The 20,730-nt window shown below is 70.5% G+C and carries 20 protein-coding genes; 14 read left to right on the forward strand and 6 right to left on the reverse strand.

Going from position 1 to position 20,730, the window contains the following annotated elements; translation table 11 throughout:
* Nucleotides 1-322: 322 nt before the first annotated feature.
* Nucleotides 323-793, forward strand: a complete 471-nt coding sequence (locus C461_RS01610; RefSeq protein WP_007998062.1) for a hypothetical protein — start codon at nucleotides 323-325, stop codon at nucleotides 791-793.
* 10 nt (nucleotides 794-803) lie between these two features.
* On the opposite strand, the gene C461_RS01615 is transcribed toward C461_RS01610, so the two are convergent.
* A complete protein-coding gene (locus C461_RS01615; RefSeq protein ID WP_007998064.1) occupies nucleotides 804-1,325 on the reverse strand; it encodes a FlaD/FlaE family flagellar protein in 522 nt (173 codons plus the stop codon).
* A 180-nt stretch (nucleotides 1,326-1,505) separates the two neighbouring features.
* Entirely contained in the window at nucleotides 1,506-2,015 is a 510-nt protein-coding gene (locus tag C461_RS01620) for a DUF6677 family protein (RefSeq protein WP_007998066.1), read from the reverse strand.
* A gap of 129 nt (nucleotides 2,016-2,144) precedes the next feature.
* Here C461_RS01620 and C461_RS01625 point away from each other — a divergent pair, with 129 nt between their 5' ends.
* From C461_RS01625 to C461_RS01670, 9 genes are all read left to right on the forward strand, one after another.
* On the forward strand, nucleotides 2,145-3,077 hold the full coding sequence (locus tag C461_RS01625; protein ID WP_007998068.1) for a pantoate kinase: 933 nt from the start codon (nucleotides 2,145-2,147) through the stop codon (nucleotides 3,075-3,077).
* A gap of 53 nt (nucleotides 3,078-3,130) precedes the next feature.
* Nucleotides 3,131-3,895: a DICT sensory domain-containing protein gene (locus tag C461_RS01630; protein WP_007998070.1), complete on the forward strand. Its 765-nt coding sequence runs from the start codon at nucleotides 3,131-3,133 to the stop codon at nucleotides 3,893-3,895.
* Between the two features lie 95 nt (nucleotides 3,896-3,990).
* Nucleotides 3,991-5,385 (forward strand): signal recognition particle protein Srp54, encoded by a 1,395-nt coding sequence (locus C461_RS01635; RefSeq protein WP_007998072.1) that lies wholly within the window; start codon nucleotides 3,991-3,993, stop codon nucleotides 5,383-5,385.
* A gap of 427 nt (nucleotides 5,386-5,812) precedes the next feature.
* Complete coding sequence (locus C461_RS01645; protein WP_007998074.1) at nucleotides 5,813-7,042, forward strand: MFS transporter; 1,230 nt, start codon at nucleotides 5,813-5,815, stop codon at nucleotides 7,040-7,042.
* Nucleotides 7,043-7,126: 84 nt separating this feature from the next.
* Nucleotides 7,127-8,443: an MFS transporter gene (locus C461_RS01650; RefSeq protein ID WP_007998075.1), complete on the forward strand. Its 1,317-nt coding sequence runs from the start codon at nucleotides 7,127-7,129 to the stop codon at nucleotides 8,441-8,443.
* Between the two features lie 26 nt (nucleotides 8,444-8,469).
* Complete coding sequence (locus C461_RS01655) at nucleotides 8,470-10,338, forward strand: helix-hairpin-helix domain-containing protein (RefSeq protein WP_007998076.1); 1,869 nt, start codon at nucleotides 8,470-8,472, stop codon at nucleotides 10,336-10,338.
* On the forward strand, nucleotides 10,338-10,856 hold the full coding sequence (locus tag C461_RS01660) for a Mut7-C RNAse domain-containing protein (protein ID WP_007998077.1): 519 nt from the start codon (nucleotides 10,338-10,340) through the stop codon (nucleotides 10,854-10,856). Before C461_RS01655 ends, C461_RS01660 begins: the two co-directional genes overlap by 1 nt.
* A gap of 78 nt (nucleotides 10,857-10,934) precedes the next feature.
* Nucleotides 10,935-11,579, forward strand: coding sequence for a DUF7095 family protein (locus C461_RS01665; protein WP_007998078.1), 645 nt, complete (start codon nucleotides 10,935-10,937; stop codon nucleotides 11,577-11,579).
* 85 nt (nucleotides 11,580-11,664) lie between these two features.
* The gene (locus C461_RS01670; RefSeq protein ID WP_007998081.1) at nucleotides 11,665-12,819 is read left to right on the forward strand and encodes a pyridoxal phosphate-dependent aminotransferase; all 1,155 of its coding nucleotides are present in this window, start codon (nucleotides 11,665-11,667) and stop codon (nucleotides 12,817-12,819) included.
* A gap of 48 nt (nucleotides 12,820-12,867) precedes the next feature.
* On the opposite strand, the gene C461_RS01675 is transcribed toward C461_RS01670, so the two are convergent.
* The 4 genes from C461_RS01675 to C461_RS01690 all read right to left on the reverse strand — a co-directional run bounded on the left by C461_RS01675 (nucleotide 12,868) and on the right by C461_RS01690 (nucleotide 16,155).
* The gene (locus C461_RS01675; protein ID WP_007998082.1) at nucleotides 12,868-13,674 is read right to left on the reverse strand and encodes a class I SAM-dependent methyltransferase; all 807 of its coding nucleotides are present in this window, start codon (nucleotides 13,672-13,674) and stop codon (nucleotides 12,868-12,870) included.
* 113 nt (nucleotides 13,675-13,787) lie between these two features.
* The gene (locus C461_RS01680; RefSeq protein ID WP_007998083.1) at nucleotides 13,788-14,243 is read right to left on the reverse strand and encodes a hypothetical protein; all 456 of its coding nucleotides are present in this window, start codon (nucleotides 14,241-14,243) and stop codon (nucleotides 13,788-13,790) included.
* A 131-nt stretch (nucleotides 14,244-14,374) separates the two neighbouring features.
* Entirely contained in the window at nucleotides 14,375-15,250 is an 876-nt protein-coding gene (locus C461_RS01685; RefSeq protein ID WP_007998085.1) for a deoxyribonuclease IV, read from the reverse strand.
* A 53-nt stretch (nucleotides 15,251-15,303) separates the two neighbouring features.
* Nucleotides 15,304-16,155, reverse strand: a complete 852-nt coding sequence (locus C461_RS01690; RefSeq protein WP_007998087.1) for a lipoate--protein ligase family protein — start codon at nucleotides 16,153-16,155, stop codon at nucleotides 15,304-15,306.
* Nucleotides 16,156-16,309: 154 nt separating this feature from the next.
* Here C461_RS01690 and C461_RS01695 point away from each other — a divergent pair, with 154 nt between their 5' ends.
* From C461_RS01695 to C461_RS01710, 4 genes are all read left to right on the forward strand, one after another.
* Complete coding sequence (locus tag C461_RS01695; protein ID WP_007998088.1) at nucleotides 16,310-17,224, forward strand: serine/threonine-protein kinase RIO2; 915 nt, start codon at nucleotides 16,310-16,312, stop codon at nucleotides 17,222-17,224.
* A 283-nt stretch (nucleotides 17,225-17,507) separates the two neighbouring features.
* Nucleotides 17,508-18,542: an FAD-dependent oxidoreductase gene (locus C461_RS01700; protein ID WP_007998089.1), complete on the forward strand. Its 1,035-nt coding sequence runs from the start codon at nucleotides 17,508-17,510 to the stop codon at nucleotides 18,540-18,542.
* Nucleotides 18,539-19,711 (forward strand): FecCD family ABC transporter permease, encoded by a 1,173-nt coding sequence (locus tag C461_RS01705; protein WP_007998090.1) that lies wholly within the window; start codon nucleotides 18,539-18,541, stop codon nucleotides 19,709-19,711. Before C461_RS01700 ends, C461_RS01705 begins: the two co-directional genes overlap by 4 nt.
* Nucleotides 19,712-20,632: an ABC transporter ATP-binding protein gene (locus C461_RS01710; RefSeq protein ID WP_007998091.1), complete on the forward strand. Its 921-nt coding sequence runs from the start codon at nucleotides 19,712-19,714 to the stop codon at nucleotides 20,630-20,632. It abuts the gene before it with no gap.
* Nucleotides 20,633-20,730 lie beyond the last annotated feature (98 nt).

The raw sequence follows: 20,730 nt of genomic DNA on the forward strand, positions 1-20,730 counted from the left end.
CGCGCTCCTCGCGACCCGCCGTAACGAGTAACCTCGCTACGCGGACCGCGACGCGCGACACCTAACTATCGGCCCACGCGGGCCGACCCACTGCGGTTTTCTTTATCAGACCCACGCGCCGAGCGGCAGTGCTCGCTCGCGCTCGACGACACTCGATACGCTTCGACGGCAGTCGACATTTTCCGACACCGCTGTCTTTTCTGACCTCCGTCTCGCCGGCTCGCGATCGGTCGGCGTCGCGAAGCGCGAGGGGAAGTGCGACTGCCCCCCTCCCCCCGCCGCCATGTGTGTCATTTTTTACCATGCGGTTCGTGACCACTGTATGGATCAGACTCAGTACCGCGATCTCGTCGTCCGGAACCGCCGCGAACACGGCTTCGACGTCGTCGACGAGTCGACCGGCGGCTTCGACCCCGTGTGGGAGATCCGCGAGGACGACCCGTCCGTCGGCGAGGTGGCCGTGCTCGCGACGCTCATCGAGGACGCCGCGCTCGCGCCGGGCGACCTCACCGCCGCCGCCGACAAGTTCCGCGACGTGCTCGTCGAGCGCGTAGACGACCACCGCGGGCCGGTCACCCCGCTCGGCTACGTCACCGCCGCGGTTCCGGACCCCGATCCGGCGCTCGTCGAGGCCGCGCGCTCGTACACCGTCGCCCGCCGCCGAACCAACGTCTTCCCGCTCGTCTACGACTGCGACGCCGAAACGCTCCACCGCCACGAGGTCCCGCGGCTGAAGGGACGCGGCATCTACCGCCGACAGGCGACCGACGCCGATCGCCTCTTCGACATTTAAAAGGGACCGCTCACTCGGCGCCGATCGCACACGACGCGATCCGAACGACGGAGACGAGGCTGATCCGGTGGTCCGCGGGCGTGAACGGCCGGTCGCGGCGCGGGGCGTCGAACCCCTCCAGTCGGCGTGTCAGCGCGTCGGCGGCGTCGGGGCCGACCCAGCCCAACTCGGTGTAGTACGCCAGCGCGTCGCGGGCCCGCACGTGACCGCCGACGTCGACGAGGTAGCCGAGCCACTCGCCGACCTCGTATTCGGCCTCCGGCGACGCCGGAATCGCTCGCAGGTACGGGCGGTCCTCGGTGGGACCGAGTCGCGTGCCGTCGTCGGGCGCGGACAGCCGCCGCCCCCGCTGCCGCTGGAGCAACTCGGTGAACGCGGCCGAGCGGGCGGCTCGCTCCGCTCGGTTCCGGTTCCGATCCCGAGTCGGCCGACCGCGCGACCGCTCTCGTGGCGCTCCGTCGACGCCGTCTCGCGATGCCGCCGCGATCCGGCGCAGCTCCCGAACGTCGTACCGCTGTGGATTCCGGCTCATGGTCCGTCCGTCGTTCGCATTCGTACGACACCCGTTATCACCGCCGTATATGAGCGTTCGCGCGCAGTTCTCAGCGGTGAGAAACGACCTCGGCGGTCGGACGACGCGAGTCTCTCGGTGTCTCGACGGTGCCCGGGCGACGCCCCGACACTATCTCGACCGCGCCCGGCGCTCCGGCCGTCACTCCTCGTCGTCCGCCCACGGGAGCGGCTCCGTACACCAGTGACAGAAGTCGAGGTCGGCGTCGGTGTCTTTTCCGCACGTCGGACACTCGACGGTCAGCGACTCCCCGTCGGCGCCGGAGAGCGCCGCGACCGGGACGGACGAGGCGGTCCCGGCGTCGGTGTCCCCGCTGGCGGCGCGGCGCCGAACCGCTTCCGCGGCGGCGTCGGCGCGCTCGCGCTCCGCGATGTCGGCCCGCCCGACGAGGTAGGCGTCGATCGCCGACAGCCCGTACAGGATCGCGAGCGGGAGCGCCACGTCGGTCGGGAGCGCCGTCGCGGCCGCGCCCGGGTCCGACAGGGTCGTGTCGACGGTCACGTCGTACAGGTAAAACAGCGCCACGCCGCCGCCGACGATCGTGAGGTGCCACAGCAGCGCCCGGCCCCACCGCCGCAAGAGGAGGTGTCCGAGCCCGGGAAACAGCATCGCCAACACGGCGGCGAGGACGGGACGAAGCTGCGTTCGCATACGCCCGGCTTTTGGGTGGGTGCTATTTATACGTGGCCAAACCGGGTGCAGCCGGTTTCGAGGCGGGCCGGGCCCCGCCGCCGGCCGCGGATAACAACGGTTAATCGACGGGCTCCCGTCCGACCGGCCATGAGCAGGCAGCGGGCGACCGCGTTCGCCCCCGGACACGTCACCGCCTTCTTCAGCGCACACCCGAACGAGCGGCCGGCGGCCGCCGGATCGCGCGGGGCGGGGCTGACGCTGTCCGACGGCGTCACGGTTCGCGTGTCGGCGCCCGGCGAGCGCGCAGCCTCCGATCTGACGGCCGGTCTCAGCGGTGCGGTCACGACCATCGACGGCGAACCGGGAACGATCGGTGCGGTCGACGAGGTGCTGGCCGTGCTCGGCGTCGCGGCGGCGGACGGGAGCCCTCCGAACGCCGGCGCGGCGTCCCGCCCGACCGTAACCGTCGACGTCGAGACCGACATCCCGATCGGCGCCGGCTTCGGCGTCTCCGGGGCGGCGGCGCTCGGCACCGCCCTCGCCGCCAACGAGGCGTTCGACCGCGGGCGCTCGGAGAACGAGCTGATCCGGATCGCCCACGAGGCGGAGGTGAGCCGCGGGACCGGCCTCGGCGACGTGGTCGCACAGGCGCGCGGCGGGATTCCGATCCGGGTCGAGCCCGGTGCGCCCGGTTTCGGCGCGCTCGACGGCGTCCCCTCTCAGGCGCGCGTGGAGTACGTCACCTTCGGCGAACTGTCGACCGAGGCGGTGCTGAGCGGCGACACGACCGCGCTCTCTGCGGCCGGCGAGCGCGCCCTCGACCGGCTCCGCGAGGACCCGCGGCTCCCGACGCTGATGACCGCGGCCCGCGAGTTCGCGGCCGACGCCGACCTCCTCGTCCCCGAGGTCGCCGAGGCGATCGACGCGGTCGCGGACGCCACCGGGGAAGCCGCCATGGCGATGCTCGGTCGCACCGTCTTCGCGCTCGGAACCGGGCTCTCGGACGCCGGCTACGACCCCGCGGTCTGTCAGACGCACCCGTCGGGCGCTCGCCTCGTCGACGGCGAGCGGGAGCCGTAGCGGGATCGACGCGTGAGTAACGATTTTTGTATCGGACGGTCGACGGGTGATCCATGACTGAGTCGCTCCGCTCGTTCTTCGACGAGCTCGTCACGCCGGACCGCACCCTCGTCGTGGTGAACCGGTCGTCGCCGGACCCGGTCCGGAACCTGTTCGACTCGCTGCTCGACGACCAGCCGGTGTCGATCACCGAGACCGAGGCGGCCGACGAGCCCGACGACATGATCGCGCTCGTCGAGGACGACGCGGTCGTCGCGCGGTCGACGCTCGACGAACTGCTCGAATCGGTCCTGCTCATCAACTCCGACCTGTACAAGACGGGGGCGGTCGCCCTCGGGGAGGTCGCGCTCCCGGACGTGCTTCGCGGGCTGGAGGAGGTCCCGTTTCGACTCCGCGGCTACCCGGCGTCGAACAAAGAGAAGCTGCTTCTGATCGTCGTTTCGCGCGTCATCGAACGCATCGCCGCCGAACACGGTCGCGGGACGCTTCGCGCGTCGTTCCAGCGGCTCTCGCGGATCAACGACGAGCGCGGCACCCGCGACGTGTACGCGGCGCTCGCCGACACCGACGTCGACGTCCACGTGTACGGCGTCGGCGACGCGGCGTCGCTGTCGGCGCTGCCGGTGACGGTCCACACCGGCACCTCGTTCCCCTACCGTCGGTCGTGGTTCGTCGTGTTCACGCCGCCCGCGGACGTCGACGGCGACCGCGTCGCGCTGCTCGCGCTCGAAGACGAGCCGAACGTCTGGGACGGGTTCTGGACGTTCCGCCCGGCGCTCGTCGACCGGATCGAGCGCTACGTCGCTGACCGACTCTGACGGTCGGCGCCGCGCCCGGCGGCCGCCCGACTGCACCGACCGCGGCGACCGCCGACGAACAAAGCTTTACCGCGTCGCCCGCCTACGTCCGGTAAATGGTACTCGACGACCTCGGTACGTCCCTCCGGAGCAGCCTCGACAAGCTCCAGGGGAAAAGCCGGCTCTCGGAGAGCGACGTCGAGGAGATCGTCAAAGAGATCCAGCGCTCGCTCCTCTCCGCCGACGTCGACGTCTCCCTCGTGATGGAGCTGTCGGACTCGATCAAGACTCGCGCGCTCGAAGAGGAGCCGCCCGGCGGCACCACGGCGAAAGACCACGTCCTCAAGATCGTCTACGAGGAGATGGTGGCGCTCGTCGGCGACTCCACGGACCTCCCCTTAGAGAACCAGACGATCCTGCTCGCCGGCCTGCAGGGGTCGGGGAAGACGACCTCCGCCGCCAAGATGGCCTGGTGGTTCTCGAAGAAGGGGCTCCGCCCCGCCGTCATCCAGACGGACACCTTCCGGCCGGGCGCGTACGACCAGGCGAAACAGATGTGCGAGCGCGCCGAGGTCGAGTTCTACGGCGACCCCGACAACGACGACCCCGTCGACATCGCCCGGAAGGGCCTCGACGCGACCGCCGACGCCGACGTCCACATCGTCGACACGGCGGGGCGACACGCGCTCGAAGACGACCTCATCGCGGAGATCGAGGAGATCGAACGCGCGGTCGACCCCGACCGCTCGCTGCTCGTGCTCGACGCCGCGATCGGACAGGGCGCCAAAGAGCAGGCCCGCCAGTTCGAGCAGTCGATCGGCATCGAGGGCGTGATGATCACCAAACTCGACGGGACGGCGAAGGGTGGGGGCGCGCTCACCGCGGTCAACGAGACCGACTCCTCCATCGCCTTCCTCGGGACCGGCGAGACGGTCCAGGACATCGAGCGGTTCGAGCCCTCCGGGTTCATCTCCCGGCTCCTCGGGATGGGCGACCTCAAGCAGCTCTCCGAGCGCGTCGAGCGCGCGATGCAGGAGGCGCAAGACGAGGACGAAGACTGGGACCCCGAGGACATGCTGAAAGGGGAGTTCACCCTGAAGGACATGAAAAAGCAGATGGACGCGATGAACCGGATGGGTCCCCTCGATCAGGTGATGGACATGATCCCCGGACTCGGCGGCGGGATGATGGACCAGCTCCCCGACGACGCGATGGACGTCACCCAAGACCGGATGCGGAAGTTCGAGCGCATCATGGACTCGATGACCGACGAGGAGCTGACGAACCCCCGTGTCGTCGGCCAGTCACGCACCGAGCGGATCGCCCGCGGCTCCGGCACCGACGAGGAGACCGTCCGACAGCTCTTAGAGCAGCACTCCATGATGGAGCAGACGATCAGCCAGTTCCAGGGGATGGGCGAGGGCGACATGCAGCGCATGATGAAGAAGATGGGCGGCGAGGGCGGCGGCGGCCTCGGCGACATGATGGGCGGCGGGAAGGGACCGTTCTAAGTCGTCCGTTGGAGGCGGTCTTCGGGGTCGCCTGCAGGGTCGTCTGCGGGTGATTCTGACGGTGATTCTGACGGTTATTTATAAACGACACATGCCGTCGTGCCGATCGCTTATCAATAGCGGATCGGATCTCGGTGACTCCGACTTTCGAAGTCACGACCGACACGCCCGACACGCACAGCCCCGCACCTCACGCCTCCCCAGCCTCGCGGCTCGCTTGAGGCTCCCTTCGGTCGCCTACATCGCTCGCCGCATCCCTCGCGCGGCGCTCCTCGTGGCCGCCATCGGCGGCCACTCGGAGGCGCGCGCCACCGCGAAGTTATACCTCGATGATAGCAAGTACCACTCTCATCCCGAGAGCGACACGTACCGGCAGAGTCCGGGCGGTTCCGGCCCTTTATACGGGTGACCGGGCAACCCACGGTCGATGACTCTCAGGCGGATCGGCAACTACGACGTGCTGATCCTCGTCTCTCTCATCTGGTTTCTCGGCAAGTTCGTGCGGTACCTCTTCCCGCCGCTGTTCGAGTCCTTACAGGCGACCTACGGCGTGAGCAACGCCGTCGTCGGCGCCGCGTTCACGGGATTCATGATCGCGTACGCGCTGATGCAGTTCCCCAGCGGCGCCGTCGCCGACCGGATCGGTCCGGTCCGCGTGATCGTCGCCGGCGCGTCGGTCGCCGGACTCGGCGCGCTCGCGCTCGTCGTCGACTCCCCGTTCGCGGCGCTCGTCGTCGCCATGGTCGTCATCGGCACCGGCACGGGGCTTCACAAGACGGTCGCCGTGCGGCTGCTCGCGCGCGTCTACCCCTCCCGGACCGGTCGGATGCTCGGCATCCACGACACGCTCGGCGCGCTGAGCGGAATCGTCGCCCCCGCGGCGGTCGTGCTGGTCCTCTCCGCGCCGCCGTCGCTCGCGGTCCTGCTCGACCGGCTGCCGGGCGCCGACTGGCGCGCCCTCTTTCTTCTCACCGGGATCGCCGCCGTCGCGCTCGCGCTCGCCTTCGGGATACGGATCCCCGGTCGACTCCCGTCGGACGCCGACACCGAGGACGACGACGGCCCGCAGCCCGGCGCGATCGATTACCTTCGGCTGTTCCGGAACCCCAGATTCTCGGCGTTCGTGCTGGTGACGGTCGGGTTCGGGTTCGCGCACAACGGGCTCGTCGCGTTCCTCCCGCTGTACCTCTCCCGAGAGGTGGGGCTGCCGACGACGACGGCGAACCTGCTGTACTCGCTCGTGTTCGCGGTGACGCTCGCCCAGCTCGTGACCGGTGAGCTCTCTGATCGGATCGGACGGTTCCCGGTGATGGTGGCGACTCTCGGCCTGGCGGCGACGGCGCTCGTGGCGCTGACGGCGCTCCCCGGCGTCGGAGTGGGCACGATCGGCACCGCCGTCGTCGTCGCCGCCTTCGGGATCGGGTCCCACGGCTTCCAGCCCGTCCGGAGCGTCTACCTGATCGAGGTGCTGCCGGACTGGCTCGCCGGGGGCGGGCTCGGCGTCGTTCGCACCCTGCTGATGGGCGCGGGCGCGCTGGCGCCCGTGGTCGTGGGCTCCATCGCCGACGTCGCCGGGTTCCGCCCTGCGTTCGCGCTGCTCGCGGGATCGATGGGCACGGCGGCGCTCGTCGCCGGCGGGCTGTGGCTGACGGAGTAGTCGGCGCGGCCTTCGCGGAGCCGGTTGACTGTCTGCTGTCGGCCGATCGGTGTGTCTATCGGGCTGGTTACGGTATCCGGCTGCATGGCGGAACGCTGGCTGTACGGCTGGGGACTCGGATCGGTCGCGCTCGGCGGCGCCTCTCTCGTCGTCCCGTTGTACGTCGTCGAACTCGGCGGCGGCCCGTTCGTGCTGGGCGTGCTCGCCGCGGTCGCGGCGGTCGTCGGGCTCCCCGCCGCCCTCGGCGCGGGGCGGATCGCCGACCGGACCGGGAACCGACGCGGCATCGTGCTCGCGATGCTGGCGCTTATCGCCGTCTCGGTCGGGGTCCTCCCGCTCTTCGACGGCGTCGCTCCGGTGATCGTCGCCAACGGCGCGATCTGGTTCGCGTTCGCGGCCGCCACGCCCGTATTGACGCTGCTGGCGGTCGCCGACGTCCCGGAGCGCGCGTGGAGCGAACGGATCGCGCTGTTGAATCAGTACCAGGGCGTCGGCTGGGCCCTCGGCCTGCTGTTGGGAGCCGTCTGGACCGCGCTCGGGGCGCGGTTCCTCCCCGCCGACGCGGTGATCCGATGGCTGTTCGTCCCCCTCACCGCGTGTGCGGTGCTCGGACTGGGGCTCGGGATCCGGACGCTCCCCGCCGACCCGTCCCCCGGTGCGGACCGACGCGCGTCCGGGACTCGGGTCCGGCGCGCCATTCGGGCCGCCGACCGGTTCAGCGTCCGGTCGGCCACGTTCCCGTTCACGCCGGGCCGGACCGACTTTCGCGGGCTTCACCCGCGACGGTTCGTCGAGCGGTTCACCCCGGTGCTCGCGGCGTACTTCGCGGCCGTGTTCTGTTTCTTCGCCGGGTTCTCGGCCTTTTTCGCGCCGCTACCGGCGTTCCTGACCGAGGTCGGGTTCGGCTCCGACGGCGTGTTCGCGCTGTACCTCGTCAACAGCCTCGGCGCCGCCGTCTTCTTCGGTGCCGCCGGGCGGCTGAGCGCCGACCGCGACGTCGCGCTCCTGCAGGTCGCGTCCCTGTCGACGCGCGCGATCGCCCTCCCGGCGGTCGCGCTCGTCGGCACGGCGTGGGGCGCGGCCGCGCTCGGGTTCGGTGTGGCGGCCGCGGTGTTCACCCTGATCGGCGTGACGTGGGCGGTGATCGCGGTGACCGCAGGCACGCTCGTTACTCGGCTCGCGCCGGCGGCGATCCGCGGAGAGGCGCTGGGAATGTACGCCGCGCTCGGCGCGCTCGCCGGCGGGGTCGGGAGCGTCTTCGGCGGGTGGCTCGCCGTCGTGAGCTACGCCGTCGCGTTCGGCGCCGCGGGCGGGCTCGTGCTGGTCGGGGCCGCCGTCGTGTTCCTCCTTCGGCGGCACGCCGGCGATCCCGGGCCGACGGACGGTCGGCGGGCAGTATAAGGAGCGCCCGGCCGAACTCCGGTCCAATGAGCCGGAACGACGAGGTCGCCGCCCTCCTCGAAGAGTTCGCCGACCTGCTCGAAGCGACGGGCGTCGAGTACAAGCCCACCGCCTACCGTCGCGCCGCCGAGAACGTCCGCGAGCACGCCGCGCCGGTCGAGAACCTCGCCGGCGAGGGCGAAGACGCGGTCGCCGAGATCGACCGCGTCGGCGACGCGATCGCCGCGAAGATCGTCGAGTACGTCGAAACCGGCGCGATCCAGGAGCTGGAGGCGCTCCGCTCGGAGCTCCCGGTCGACATGGCGGGGCTCACCGCGGTCGAGGGCGTCGGTCCGAAGACGGTCGGGAGCCTCTACGAGGCGCTGGGGATAACCACGCTCGACGAGTTAGAGGCGGCCGCCGAGGCGGGCGATATTCAGGAGGTTTCCGGCTTCGGCGCCAAGACCGAGTCGAACATCCTCGACAACATCCCGTTCGCGCGGGAGTCCCGCAAGCGCACCCGGCTCGGCGACGCCCGCCCCGTCGCCGACGCGGCGCTCGCGTACCTCGCCGACCTCGACGCGGCCGACGCCGCCGAGGTGTGCGGCTCGATCCGGCGGTGGAAGGAGACGATCGGCGACATCGACCTCCTCGTCGCCAGCGAGTCCCGCGAGCCGATCGTCGAGGCGTTCACGGAGTGGCCCGAGGCGGACGCGACGATCGAGGCGGGAACCGGCAAGGCGAGCGTCCGGGCGAGCGGCACGCGAGTCGATCTCCGGGTCGTCGATCCCGACGAATTCGGTGCCGCCCTCCAGTACTTCACCGGCTCGCGCGCCCACAACGTCGCGGTCCGCAACCGAGCTATCGACCGCGGGCTCAAGCTCAACGAGTACGGCCTGTTCGACGTGAGCGGCGTCGACGACGCGGCCCTCGACGCCGACTCCGACGCGGACGCCGAAGGCTCCGAGGACACCGAGGACGCGAACTCCGACGGCGGCCAGCGCGTCGGCGAGCGCGTCGCCGGGGCGACCGAAGACGGCGTCTACGAGGCGCTCGGTATGGAGCCCGTCCCGCCGGAGCTCCGCGAGAACAACGGAGAGGTCGAGGCGGCCGCCGCGGGAACGCTCCCCGACCTCGTCGCGACCGACGCGATCCGCGGGGACCTCCACACGCACACCGACTGGTCGGACGGCGGGTTCACGATCGCGGAGATGATCGCGGCGGCGGCCGACCGCGGCTACGACTACCACGTCGTTAGCGACCACGCCGCCGGCCCGGGGGTCTTCGGGAACACCGGACTCGACGAGGCCGAGATCGCCGAGCAGGCCGAGGCGGTCGCGGCGGCGGTTGCCGAGGTCGACGGGGCCGTCGCGGCCGGCGCGCCGGGCGACGAGGCCACCGAAGGCGGCGCCGCGGTCGAGGTGTTCCACGGGATCGAGGCCAACATCGACGCCGAGGGCGCGATCACCACCGCCGACGAGACGCTCGCCGACCTCGATCTCGTCGTCGCCTCGCCGCACTCCGCGCTCGGACAGGACTCCGACGCCGCCACGGAGCGGCTGATCCGGGCGGTCGAACACCCGCACGTCGACGTGCTGGGCCACCCGACCGGCCGGCTCATCAACAGCCGCCCGGGGCTCACGCCCGACGTGGAGGCCGTCGTCGAGGCCGCCGCGGCCGCCGGAACGGCGATCGAGGTGAACGCGAACCCCGCGCGCCTCGACGCCGACGGCGACGCCGTGCGCGCCGCGGTCGACGCGGGCGCGACGATCGCCGTCAACACCGACGCGCACGCGCCCCGCGAACTCGACAATATCCGCTACGGCGTCCACACCGCTCGCCGCGGCTGGGCGGAGACCGCCGACGTGCTCAACGCGCGCTCGGCCGACGGGCTGCGCGAGTTCCTCGCCGACTGATGCCGACCGACGACCCGCCTCGCGTCCTCCTCGACGCGATGTGCGGCAAGCTGGCCACGTACCTCCGGATGTGCGGCTACGACGCGGCGTACGCGCTCGACCGCGGGGTCGAAGCCGACGACCAGGTCCTGTCGCTCGCGGCCGCCGAGGACCGGACCCTGTTCACCCGCGATCGGGAACTCGCCGCCCGCGCTGCCGACGCCCTCCTCTTGACCGAACGCGACGTGCTCGATCAGCTTCGCGAGGTCGCTGCCGCCGGCTACCCCGTCGAACTTGCCGCGGAGCCGCGACGGTGTGGCGCCTGTAACGGGCCGGTCGAGCGAGTCGATGCGGCCGGGGTCGATGTCGATCCCGGCGACCGCCCCGACTACGTGCCCGACGACGTGGCGGCGCCGTCGGCGACCGAATCAGTTCCCCACGCCGACCCACGCCCCGCGTGGCGCTGTCGCGACTGCAGGCGCTGGTTCTGGAAGGGAAGCCACTGGGAGTCGGTCGGCGACCGAATCGACGACGTCTGAGCCGGCGGTCGTCGAGGGCCCAGTTTCCCCCGCATCCGAGCGTAACCGGTTTGCCCGCGACCCGCGTACGGACCGTCAATGAACCGCGAGCAGGCCGTCGACCGGCTGGCGACCCTCGTCGATCGGGTCGAGCGCGAGACGATGCCGGTCCCCGTCCGCGAGGTGTGGGCGTTCGGGGACGTCGCGCTCGGCCTCGACCCGATCGAGCGACTCGACGTCTACCTCACGAAGGACGTGATCATGGGCAGCGACGCCGAGGCCGCGGCCGACTTCGAGGCCGAGTACGGGATCAAGGGCGTCGGCACCTCCGTGCGAGCCGAGTGGGCCGAGGCGCACCCGGACCGCGTGCGCGTGAGCGACAACGGGTACGCCGCGCCCGAACGGTGTCTCGCCGCCGAACTCGTCGCCGACGACGAGCCGATCCACCTCGAAGTGTGTAACGCCAGCTTCGAGGACAACGTCCGCCAGCGGCTGAAGGGGGCGATCGCCCGCGACGCCTACGCGGAGGTGCTCGACCCGCGCGGCGTCTGTCTGTGGATCGACGGCACCCGCGACGACGAGGCGTTCGACCGGCTCCGCGAGGCCTCGCTCGCGATGCCGACGCTCCCCGCGGCCATCGGCATGCTCGGCGCCGACGAGGACGTCGCCAACGAGGCCGCCGCCGCCCTCAAGCGGCAACGCGCCGCACAAGAGGGCGCGTCGGTGCGCGGTGACATGGTTTAAACGCGCATCCGGAGGGAGCCCGTCTCCGCCGCCCGCGTTTGGCCGCCACCCGACCGCTTTTGGGACCGATCGCCGTGTGGACGGTATGCCCACGCCCACCGACCGCGTCCGGAACGCAGAGCGCTCGCGGATCCGCGTGATGTTCGACCTGGCACAGCGTCACGACGGCGATCTCGTTCGGTTAGAGGTCGGCGAACCGGACTTCGACACGCCGGGTCACGTGATCGACGCGGCCGCGAGCGCCGCCCGAGACGGCGCGACGCACTACACCTCCAACGCGGGGCTGCCGGCCTGTCGGCGGGCGATCAGCGACACGCTCGCGGGCGAGTACGGCGTCGAACACGACCCCGACGAGGTCGTCGTCACCGTCGGCGGGATGGAGGCGCTTCACCTGGCGGTTCTCGCGACGGTGTCGCCCGGCGAGGAGCTGCTCGTTCCGGGCCCGACGTGGCCCAACTACGAGACGCAGGCGACGCTCGCGGACGGGACCCTCCGCGAGGTGCCCATGCCGGCGGAAACGGGGTTCGCCCTCGACGCCGATCGCGTGATCGACGCGATGAGCGACGACACCGCGGCGGTCGTGCTCACGACGCCGTCGAACCCGACCGGCCGCGTCTTCGACCCCGACGCGTGCCGGGCGGTCGTCGAAGCCGCGGCCGACCGCGACGCCTACGTGATCGCCGACGAGGTGTACCTCGGACTCACGTACGACGGCCCCACCGAGGGGATCGCCGCGTACACCGGCCACCCGGACCACGTGTTGACGGTCGGCTCCTGCTCGAAGGCGTACGCCATGACCGGCTGGCGGCTCGGCTGGCTCGCGGGCGATCGACACCTGATCGACGAGGTGACCACGGTCCGCGAGTCGACCACCGCCTGCGCGTCGAGCGTCGCCCAACACGCCGCGATCGCCGCGCTCACCGGCCCGCAGGAACCGTTCGAGGAGATGTACCGCGCGTTCCGGGAGCGTCGCGACCTCGTCGTCGACCGGGTCGACGCCGTCGACGGGCTCTCCTGTCCTCGTCCGGAAGGCGCGTTCTACGCCTTCCTCGATCCGGGAATCGACGCGCCCGCCCTCGACATCGCGAAGTACCTCCTCGAGGAGCACGGCGTCGTGCTCGCGCCCGGCGACGGCTTCGGCGACACCGCTCCCGGGCGGCTCCGGCTCTCCTTCGCGAACTCCGTCGACCGGATCGAGGAGGGGTTCGACCGGATCGAGGCCGGGCTGGCGGAGTACTGACTACCGGGCACCTTTCCCTACAGCAGCGCTCCGCCGATCGCCTATCGCCTACGCCACCCGACCCACGGTCACGTCGAAGGGGACGCGCTCGACGCGCTCGTACTCGCCGGCGCCGATCGCGTCGACGACCTCGCGGCCCATCTCGCGCCAGCGCCGCCGGAGGTCGTCGTAGGCGTCCACGGAGGTCGCCGCCACCAACTCCGCCCGGTGATCCGCGAGCCCCGCGCCGGAGGCCTTCCGCGCCGCCGCCGACAGCGACGGTTCGGCGTACGGCGGCGCGGTCCGCTTCTCGTGGACGTACCGACCGGTCTGCACGTCCGTGAGTCCGGCCGCCGCGAACGCGTCCCGAACCCGGTCGCCGAGCGCCACGTCGGTGTCGACCCCCGAGAGGTACGCCGTCCGGGCCTCGCGCTCCAGCCGCTCCTCGGCGTCGACGGTGGAGGTCACCGTCACGTCGGCGTTGTCCGGCTCGATCGCGGCCACGAGATCGGTGGAGACCCGCGCGAACTCCGCGATCGCGGCGGCCGGGTCGGGGAGGTTGCTCAACAGGGCCTGACAGACGACGAGGTCGACGGCGTCGTCCGGGACGGGAAGCCGGGTGGCGTCGCCGGCGACGTAGGAGAGCGCAGTCTCCTCGCGGGCGACGGCGAGGAGGTCGAGGTCGGCGTCGACGCCGATAACGGTCGTTTCGGCCGGCGTCTCCGCGTCGAGCACGCGGGTCAACTCGCCGGTGCCGCAGCCGACGTCGAGGACGGTCCGCCGGCCATGCAAGTCGAGGTCGGCCAGCGCGTCTCGACCGTCGTCCCACATGCCGCGGCGGGTGTGTTCGAGGTACTCCGCGGAGAAGCGTCGCACGCCCCCGCGTTCGAGACGGGGGAAAATAAACGTCGTGTCATCGCTCGCTTCGAACGCGGGGGCGCGTCGTCGCCGCCCCGAGGTCGGTCGTCCGAGAGTCAGTCGTCCGAGAGTCAGTCGTCCGTGACCTGTCCGCGGCCGACCAGATCGACCAGCAGCGCGGCGGTGACGCCGGCGCAGTAGCCGACGAACGCCCCGCTCAGGCCGACGAGCGCGAATGAGGTCGCCACGCCCTCTACGGGCGCGCCGCCCTCGCCGACGCCGGGCACGCCGATCGTCGTGCCGAGGAGCACGAGTCCGGCGAACACCAGCGCGGGAACGACGCCCACGGCCAGACACGCCGGACCGCCGCATCGCGCGTAGGCGCCGGCGGCCGCGATGGGCCCCGGCGCGTAAAACACCAGTACCGGAATGACGCGATCCGTCAGCGCCGCGGCGGTCGGGAGGTCCGCCAGCTCCGCCACGAGCGCCACCGCCAGCGACACCGCGATGACCGCGGCGAAGCCGACGACCATGGTGACGGCGAGCCCGCGCCGTCGACCGAGGAGCAGCGCCTCTGTGGTGGTCATATTCGTGGATCAGCGCTCCGGATACATAAAGCCGCGTCGGACGCTCCCGGGCGCACGTCTGGGCGTGCTTCCGGGCGCACTCCTGGGTGCGCTCTCGCTGCGCTCCGTCACTCGGTCACTTCGCCGCGCCGTTACTCCGCCCGGAGGTCGCGGACGCGATCGATGTTCCACGCGAAGCTCTTGCCGTTCTCGGTCGGCGTTTCGAGCGCGAGCGGGACGTCGACGAGATCCGGGTGATTGATGATCCGCTCCATTCCCGCCTCGCCGATGTGCCCCTCGCCGATGTGGGCGTGTTCGTCCTTGTTGGTGCCGCAGCCGTGTTTCGAGTCGTTGAGGTGGATATACTTGAGGTGTTCTAAGCCGACCACGTCGTCGAACTCGCCGATCGTCTGATCGACCGCGTCGGCCGTCGAGAGGTCGTACCCCGCGGCGAACGCGTGGGCGGTGTCGACGCAGACGTCGATGTCGGTCTCCGTCCGATCGATGACTCCCGCGAGGTGTTCGAACTCGCCGCCGAGTTTCGTCCCCGCGCCGGCGTCGCTCTCGATGAGGATCGTGACGCCGTCCGGCACGTCGATATCGTCGATCACCGAGGCGGCGTTGTCGAGGCCGCCCTCGACCCCCGCGCCCGTGTGCGCACCGAGGTGGACGTTGACGTACGGGATGTCCAGCGCCGCCGCCGCGTCGACCTCCTTTTGCATCGAGTCGAGCGACTTCTCGCGGAGCCCCTCTTTCGGCGTACAGAGGTTGACGAGGTAGGACGTGTGGATCACCCACGGCCCCGCTAGCTCGGCTTTCGTCCCCTCGCGGAACTGTTCGGCCTCCTCGTCGCCGATGTCCGGGTCCTGCCACACCTGCGGGGAGTGCGTGAATATCTGTCCGCAGTTGCCGCCGAACTGCTTCTGTCTGAACACCGCGTTCGCGATGTTTCCGTACGGCGGTGTCTCGGGATCGTTGGACGCCCTCGAACTGGAGATCGAGACGTGGGCGCCGACCTTGAGAGTCATACCGCTACCACGAGAGCGACTGAAAAAGCCCCTTCGGAACCGGGCGCTCGATTCTACCGACCGTTCCCCGGTCGCGTTCGGACCCACCCGCGATCGCGGTACTTCGTTTCGACGAGCTCTTCGGCCCGCTGAAGCTCCGCGTCCGTCCACGCTCCGTCCGCGTCCAGCGTCGCCGCCGACCCGGCGGTCACCCAGTCGGCCAGTGCTCGCTCGACGGCCGCCACCGCGTCCGCGCGGTCGACGTCGACCAACTCGTCCATCCCGACGACGCGGTCGCGGAAGCCCTCCGGGGTCACCGGCGGATCGGCGAAGACGTCGAGGTGTCGCGCCGCGTCGACCGAGAACGTCAGCGACCCGTGTTGGACCACCGCGTCGCGTTTGCGGTACTGCGCGTTGCCGGCGATCTTGCGTCGGTCGCCTCCGTCATCGGGGGCGGCGGCGACCACGTCGTGTGCCGGGTGCAATTCCCGGAGGTAACAGGCCGGGTGGTACAGCTCCGGCACCGACGCTTCGACGTAGTCGGCGTCGATCCCGAGCCGGTCGAAGGCGTCGAGGACGGGTTCACACAGGAGATGGTAGCAGTCGAGCAGCTCGCCGGGCACGTCGGCGGCCGGCACCGTGATCGAGTAGGCGATATCGCCGTACGCGTCGTGATAGATTCCGCCGCCGCCCGTCTGCCGACGCGTCACGTCGATTCCCTCGCGCTCGCAGCACGCCCAGTCGACGGTCGCCGGATCCTGTCGATAGCCGAGCGTGAGACAGCTCGGCTCCCAGCGGTACGTTCGGACCGTCGACGGTCCGCCGTCGGCCGCGGTCTCGGCGGCGACCTCGTCGAGCGCCATCTGCATCGGCCCCGGACGGGCCTCCTCCCGGATGAGCCGCCAGTCGCCAGCGGGTGCGGTCATACCCGCACTCGGCGCGCCGGGCCGAAAGCGATTGCGCTCGGCCCGCCGAACGGCGGAGCGCGGCGCGATACACATTTAATATCGCAGTATATGATTTATATGCGCAGCATCTCGAACGCGCGTCCCTTTTAGGAATCGCCGGAGTAGGGGCCGTATGGTCCGAAACGTCGCCGGCGAGATGGCCGAGCTCGACCCGGAGGATTTCTACCTCCTCTCGGGCGTCGAGCAGGGGATGCGGTTCTCCGAGTGGGTCCGCCGGGACAAGCTTCCCGACTACGCCGATCTGACGCGCGAGGAGGTCGATTACCGCATCGATCGGTGTCTCGACCGCGAGCTGATCGAACGGAAGACGATCCAGTACGAGGGCTACCAACTCACCTTCGAGGGGTACGACGCGCTCGCGCTCCGGACGTTCTCCGAGCGCGAGACCATCGACGGCGTGGGCTCACCCCTGGGGTTCGGCAAGGAAGGAGACGTCTACGAGGTCCAGTCGTTCAAGCCGCTCGCGTTGAAGTACCACCGTGAGGGCTACACGAACTTCCGGGAGGTGAACCGCGAGCGCGAGTACACCGCGGATCGCGACCACGTCTCCTGGCTGTACACCGCGCGCAAGGCGGCCGAACGCGAGTACGAAGCGATGGAGACGATGTACCCCGACGTGTCGGTGCCGCGCCCGGTCGATCACAACCGCCACGCCATCGTGATGGACAAGTTCGACGGCGTCGAGCTCGCCCGTACGAAACTCGACCCCGAACAGGCGGTCGGCGTCCTCGATCTCGTGCTCCGCGAGCTGGTCACCGCTTACGACCTCGGGTGGGTCCACGCGGACATGTCCGAACACAACGTCGCGGTCGCCGAAAGCGGCGTCACGATCTTCGACTGGCCGCAGGCCGTCCCCGTCGCCCACGAGAACGCCCGCGAGTTCCTGGAACGCGACGTGACGAACCTGCTCCGGTACTTCGGCCGGAAGTACCCGCACGAGGTGCCGCGAGACGCCGACACCGCCGCGATCGCGGCCGCTCTCGCCGACGGCTCGTTCGAGACCGTTCGGAATTTCGCAGCGCAATAAATCGCATTCCGCGATATGGAATTGCTTCCGGTCCGCGTCCCACCTCCCGTCGCCGCTATTCTCTCTCGTTTCGCGTTTCTTCGCTGTGTTCCGTGAGCGACCGGTCGCCTGAGAGCAGCGTCGTCGCGTACTGGCGCTTCGTGGGTGTTTAGGCCCGCCTAAGATTCGAAAGCGATTTAATACTTTAGGGTGGCCTAAATCATATGGCAACGCAGACGGACCGACGCGCCGCGACGCGCCGTGACGCGATCGGGTACGACGGCGCGATCGCCGGTGGTTCGGAATGAGCGCCGGGAGCGACCGCGCCGGGGGTGACCGCGACGAGGGCGACCGCGACGAGCACGCCGGAGCGGTCGACTACGACGTCGTTGTGGTCGGCGGCGGTCCCGCCGGCTGCTCGGCCGCCGTCTTCCTCGCCCGCGAGGCGGTCGACGTCGCCGTGTTCGACCGCGGTCGATCGTCGATCGCGCGCTGTGCACACCTCGGGAACTTCCTCGGATTCCCGGCCGGGATCGACGTCGAGACGTTCTACGATCTGATGCGCGATCACGTCGAGCGTGCCGGCGGCGAGGTTATCGACGACCTCGTCGAGTCGGTCGAACTGGTCGAGTCGGCCGAACTGGTCGAGTCGACGGGGCGACCGGATGACGACGCAGAGGGGACTCGTTTCCGCGTCACTCCGCAGGAGGGCGAGCCGGTCGCCGCCCGACGCGTGGTGGCGGCGACCCGGTACGACGGCGAGTACCTCCGCGGGCTCGACGACGACGCGGCGATGTTCGAGACCCACGACCACGGCGACGAGACCCGCGAGCACTTCGATCGGGAGTACGCCGACCCCGACGGGACGACGCCGGTCGACGGGCTCTACGTCGCCTCTCCCTCCGAGGCCGACCGGCAGGCGATCACGGCCGCCGGGCGCGGGGCCCGCGTCGCCCGCAAGGTGGTCACGGACGCCCGGATCGCGGACGGCTGGTGGCCCGCGGCGGCCGAGGACGTCGACTGGGTGCGCCGCGAGGCCGAGCGCGACGCGGAGTGGACCGACCGCGAGCGGTGGGTCGAGTGGTTCGACGAGCGGCACGCCGACGCCCCCGTCGATCCGGACACGGAGGGGTTCGCCCGGGTCCGCGAGGCGGCGATCGACGAGGCGCTGTCGGCGTACGTCGCCGCCGACGAGGCCGAGGCGCGGGCGGCCGAGGGGCGGCGCGCGCTCGCCGGTCACCTCGACCCGGACGCCGTCGTCGACGCTCACGGCGTCGAGACGCTGCTGGACGCGATGGACGACGACGCCGTCACCGCGTACGTTGAGGGGTCGCGATGAGCGGCGGACAGTCGGTCGCCGGTGAGGGCGCTACACGCCGGGCGTCGGAGGGGCGGATCGGGTGGCTGTTCGACCCCGCACTGATCACGGTCGCGCTCGCCAGCGTCGCGGTCGTCGTCGCCGGCGGGCTCGTGCAGGTGAGCTTCGGCACGTACTCGATGACGGTGGGGGAGGCGTGGCGCGCCGTCCTCGACCCCGCGGTCCTCCTCGACCCGCGTTGGCTGCTGAACTTCCTCGTCGGCGAGGGGCTGATGCGCTCGATCACCGGCTTTCAGGGAGAGCTACCCGAGCTGGCGCACGGGACGCTCATCGTCTGGAACATCCGGCTCCCGCGGGTGTTCGTCGCCGTCGTCGTCGGGATGAACCTCGGTATCTCGGGGGCCATCTTTCAGGCGGTCACCAGAAACGAGTTGGCGAGTCCGTTCATCCTCGGCGTCTCCTCGGGCGCGGGGCTGATGATCCTGCTGACGCTCGTGGTGTTCGGAGGGCTCTCGGCGTTCCTCCCGCTCATCGCGGCGCTCGGCGGCGCGGTCGCGTTCCTGATCGTCTACGCGATCGCGTGGAAGAACGGGACGAGCCCGGTGCGGCTCGTGCTCGCGGGCGTGATCGTCGGAACCGTCTTCGGCAGCCTCCAGACGGCGCTGTTCTTCTTCGCCGACGACATCAACGTCGTTCAGTCCGCGATCCAGTGGACCACCGGCTCGCTGACCGGGACGGACTGGGCGCAGGTCCGGATGGCGCTCCCGTGGACGGTCGTCGCGGTGCTGCTCTCGCTGGCGGGGTCCCGACAGCTGAACCTCCTCCTCCTCGGCGAGCAGACGGCGAAGTCGCTGGGGATGTCTATCGAGAAGGTGCGATTCGCGCTCTCCGGCGTCGCGGTGCTGGCGGCGGCCGCCAGCATCGCGGTGGCGGGGATCGTCAGTTTCGTGGGGCTGATCGTCCCCCACATGGTGCGGAATCTCGTCGGCAGCGACTACAAGCGGGTGATCGTCGGCTGCCTGTTCGTCGGCCCGGCGCTGATGGTGGCGGCCGACGTGGGCGCCCGCTTGGGAATGGGCGCGATCACGGGCGCCGACGCGCAGATCCCGGTCGGTATCGTCACCGGGCTGATCGGCGGCCCGTACTTCCTGTATCTGATGCGGAAGCGGCAGAACATGGGTGAACTCTGAATGTCGACAGACCACGTGAACACGACGGGGATCGACGCGACGAACAGCCGGGACGGATCGGCCGGTCCTGACGGCTCGAACGGCGTGAACGCCTCGGGGTCAGCTCCGGACGAGTCCGCTGTGACAGACCCGAGCGACCTCGACGGCGAGGATCTCGTGTTGGGGTATCCGAACGCGGAGCGACCCGTCATCGACGGCGAGTCGATCGCGGCCGAACCCGGCGCGGTCACCGCCCTCGTCGGCCCGAACGGCTCGGGGAAGAGCACCCTGCTGAAGGGGTTGGCGACGCAGCTCGAACCGGCGGACGGCTCGGTGCTGGTCGACGGCCGCGACGTGCACGCGATGGACACGAAGGCGCTCGCCCGGAAGCTCGGGCTGCTCTCACAGGAGAGCACCTCACCGAACAGCATCACGGTCGAGGATCTCGTGTATCACGGCCGGTACCCGCATCGCGGGTTCTTCGAGCGGACGACCGAGGAGGACGCGCACGCGGTCGAGCGAGCGATCGAACTCGCCGGCTGCGGTCACCTGCGCGAGCGCGAGGTCGGCAGCCTCAGCGGCGGGCAAAAGCAGTTGGCGTGGATCGCGATGGTACTCGCGCAGGACACCGACGTGCTCCTGCTCGACGAGCCGACGACGTTCCTCGATATGCACCACCAGATGGAGGTGATGGAGATCGTCGAGACGCTGCGCGACGAGAGCGACGTGACCGTCGTCGTCGTCCTCCACGACATCGAGCAGGCCGCCCGGCTCGCCGACCGAATGGTCGCGCTCAAAGACGGGGAGATCCGCGCCCGCGGCGCGCCCGAGGAGATCGTCACCGAAGAGCTGCTCGCGGACGTGTTCCGCGTCGACGCCGACGTGGTACAGACCGAGAACGGCCCGCGCGTCACTCCGCTTCGGGCGCGACACGAAGAGTGAGAGTGGGCGCGGAGCGACTCGGGGGACCCCTTCGACGGGGACCGCGGCCGTCGCCGGCGCCCGCCGACGAGTTCGGATTCGACGATCCGCGCGGTTCG

The sequence above is a fragment of the Halorubrum aidingense JCM 13560 genome (genome assembly GCF_000336995.1).
Lineage (GTDB): Archaea > Halobacteriota > Halobacteria > Halobacteriales > Haloferacaceae > Halorubrum > Halorubrum aidingense.

What these genes read in the sequence shown, in the direction of transcription:
- C461_RS01610 (WP_007998062.1), top strand. Translation starts at nt 323, where the DNA reads ATGGATCAGACTCAGTACCGCGATCTCGTCGTCCGGAACCGCCGCGAA.
- C461_RS01615 (WP_007998064.1), bottom strand. Translation starts at nt 1,325, where the DNA reads ATGAGCCGGAATCCACAGCGGTACGACGTTCGGGAGCTGCGCCGGATC.
- C461_RS01620 (WP_007998066.1), bottom strand. Translation starts at nt 2,015, where the DNA reads ATGCGAACGCAGCTTCGTCCCGTCCTCGCCGCCGTGTTGGCGATGCTG.
- C461_RS01625 (WP_007998068.1), top strand. Translation starts at nt 2,145, where the DNA reads ATGAGCAGGCAGCGGGCGACCGCGTTCGCCCCCGGACACGTCACCGCC.
- C461_RS01630 (WP_007998070.1), top strand. Translation starts at nt 3,131, where the DNA reads ATGACTGAGTCGCTCCGCTCGTTCTTCGACGAGCTCGTCACGCCGGAC.
- C461_RS01635 (WP_007998072.1), top strand. Translation starts at nt 3,991, where the DNA reads ATGGTACTCGACGACCTCGGTACGTCCCTCCGGAGCAGCCTCGACAAG.
- C461_RS01645 (WP_007998074.1), top strand. Translation starts at nt 5,813, where the DNA reads ATGACTCTCAGGCGGATCGGCAACTACGACGTGCTGATCCTCGTCTCT.
- C461_RS01650 (WP_007998075.1), top strand. Translation starts at nt 7,127, where the DNA reads ATGGCGGAACGCTGGCTGTACGGCTGGGGACTCGGATCGGTCGCGCTC.
- C461_RS01655 (WP_007998076.1), top strand. Translation starts at nt 8,470, where the DNA reads ATGAGCCGGAACGACGAGGTCGCCGCCCTCCTCGAAGAGTTCGCCGAC.
- C461_RS01660 (WP_007998077.1), top strand. Translation starts at nt 10,338, where the DNA reads ATGCCGACCGACGACCCGCCTCGCGTCCTCCTCGACGCGATGTGCGGC.
- C461_RS01665 (WP_007998078.1), top strand. Translation starts at nt 10,935, where the DNA reads ATGAACCGCGAGCAGGCCGTCGACCGGCTGGCGACCCTCGTCGATCGG.
- C461_RS01670 (WP_007998081.1), top strand. Translation starts at nt 11,665, where the DNA reads ATGCCCACGCCCACCGACCGCGTCCGGAACGCAGAGCGCTCGCGGATC.
- C461_RS01680 (WP_007998083.1), bottom strand. Translation starts at nt 14,243, where the DNA reads ATGACCACCACAGAGGCGCTGCTCCTCGGTCGACGGCGCGGGCTCGCC.
- C461_RS01685 (WP_007998085.1), bottom strand. Translation starts at nt 15,250, where the DNA reads ATGACTCTCAAGGTCGGCGCCCACGTCTCGATCTCCAGTTCGAGGGCG.
- C461_RS01690 (WP_007998087.1), bottom strand. Translation starts at nt 16,155, where the DNA reads ATGACCGCACCCGCTGGCGACTGGCGGCTCATCCGGGAGGAGGCCCGT.
- C461_RS01695 (WP_007998088.1), top strand. Translation starts at nt 16,310, where the DNA reads ATGGTCCGAAACGTCGCCGGCGAGATGGCCGAGCTCGACCCGGAGGAT.
- C461_RS01700 (WP_007998089.1), top strand. Translation starts at nt 17,508, where the DNA reads ATGAGCGCCGGGAGCGACCGCGCCGGGGGTGACCGCGACGAGGGCGAC.
- C461_RS01705 (WP_007998090.1), top strand. Translation starts at nt 18,539, where the DNA reads ATGAGCGGCGGACAGTCGGTCGCCGGTGAGGGCGCTACACGCCGGGCG.
- C461_RS01710 (WP_007998091.1), top strand. Translation starts at nt 19,712, where the DNA reads ATGTCGACAGACCACGTGAACACGACGGGGATCGACGCGACGAACAGC.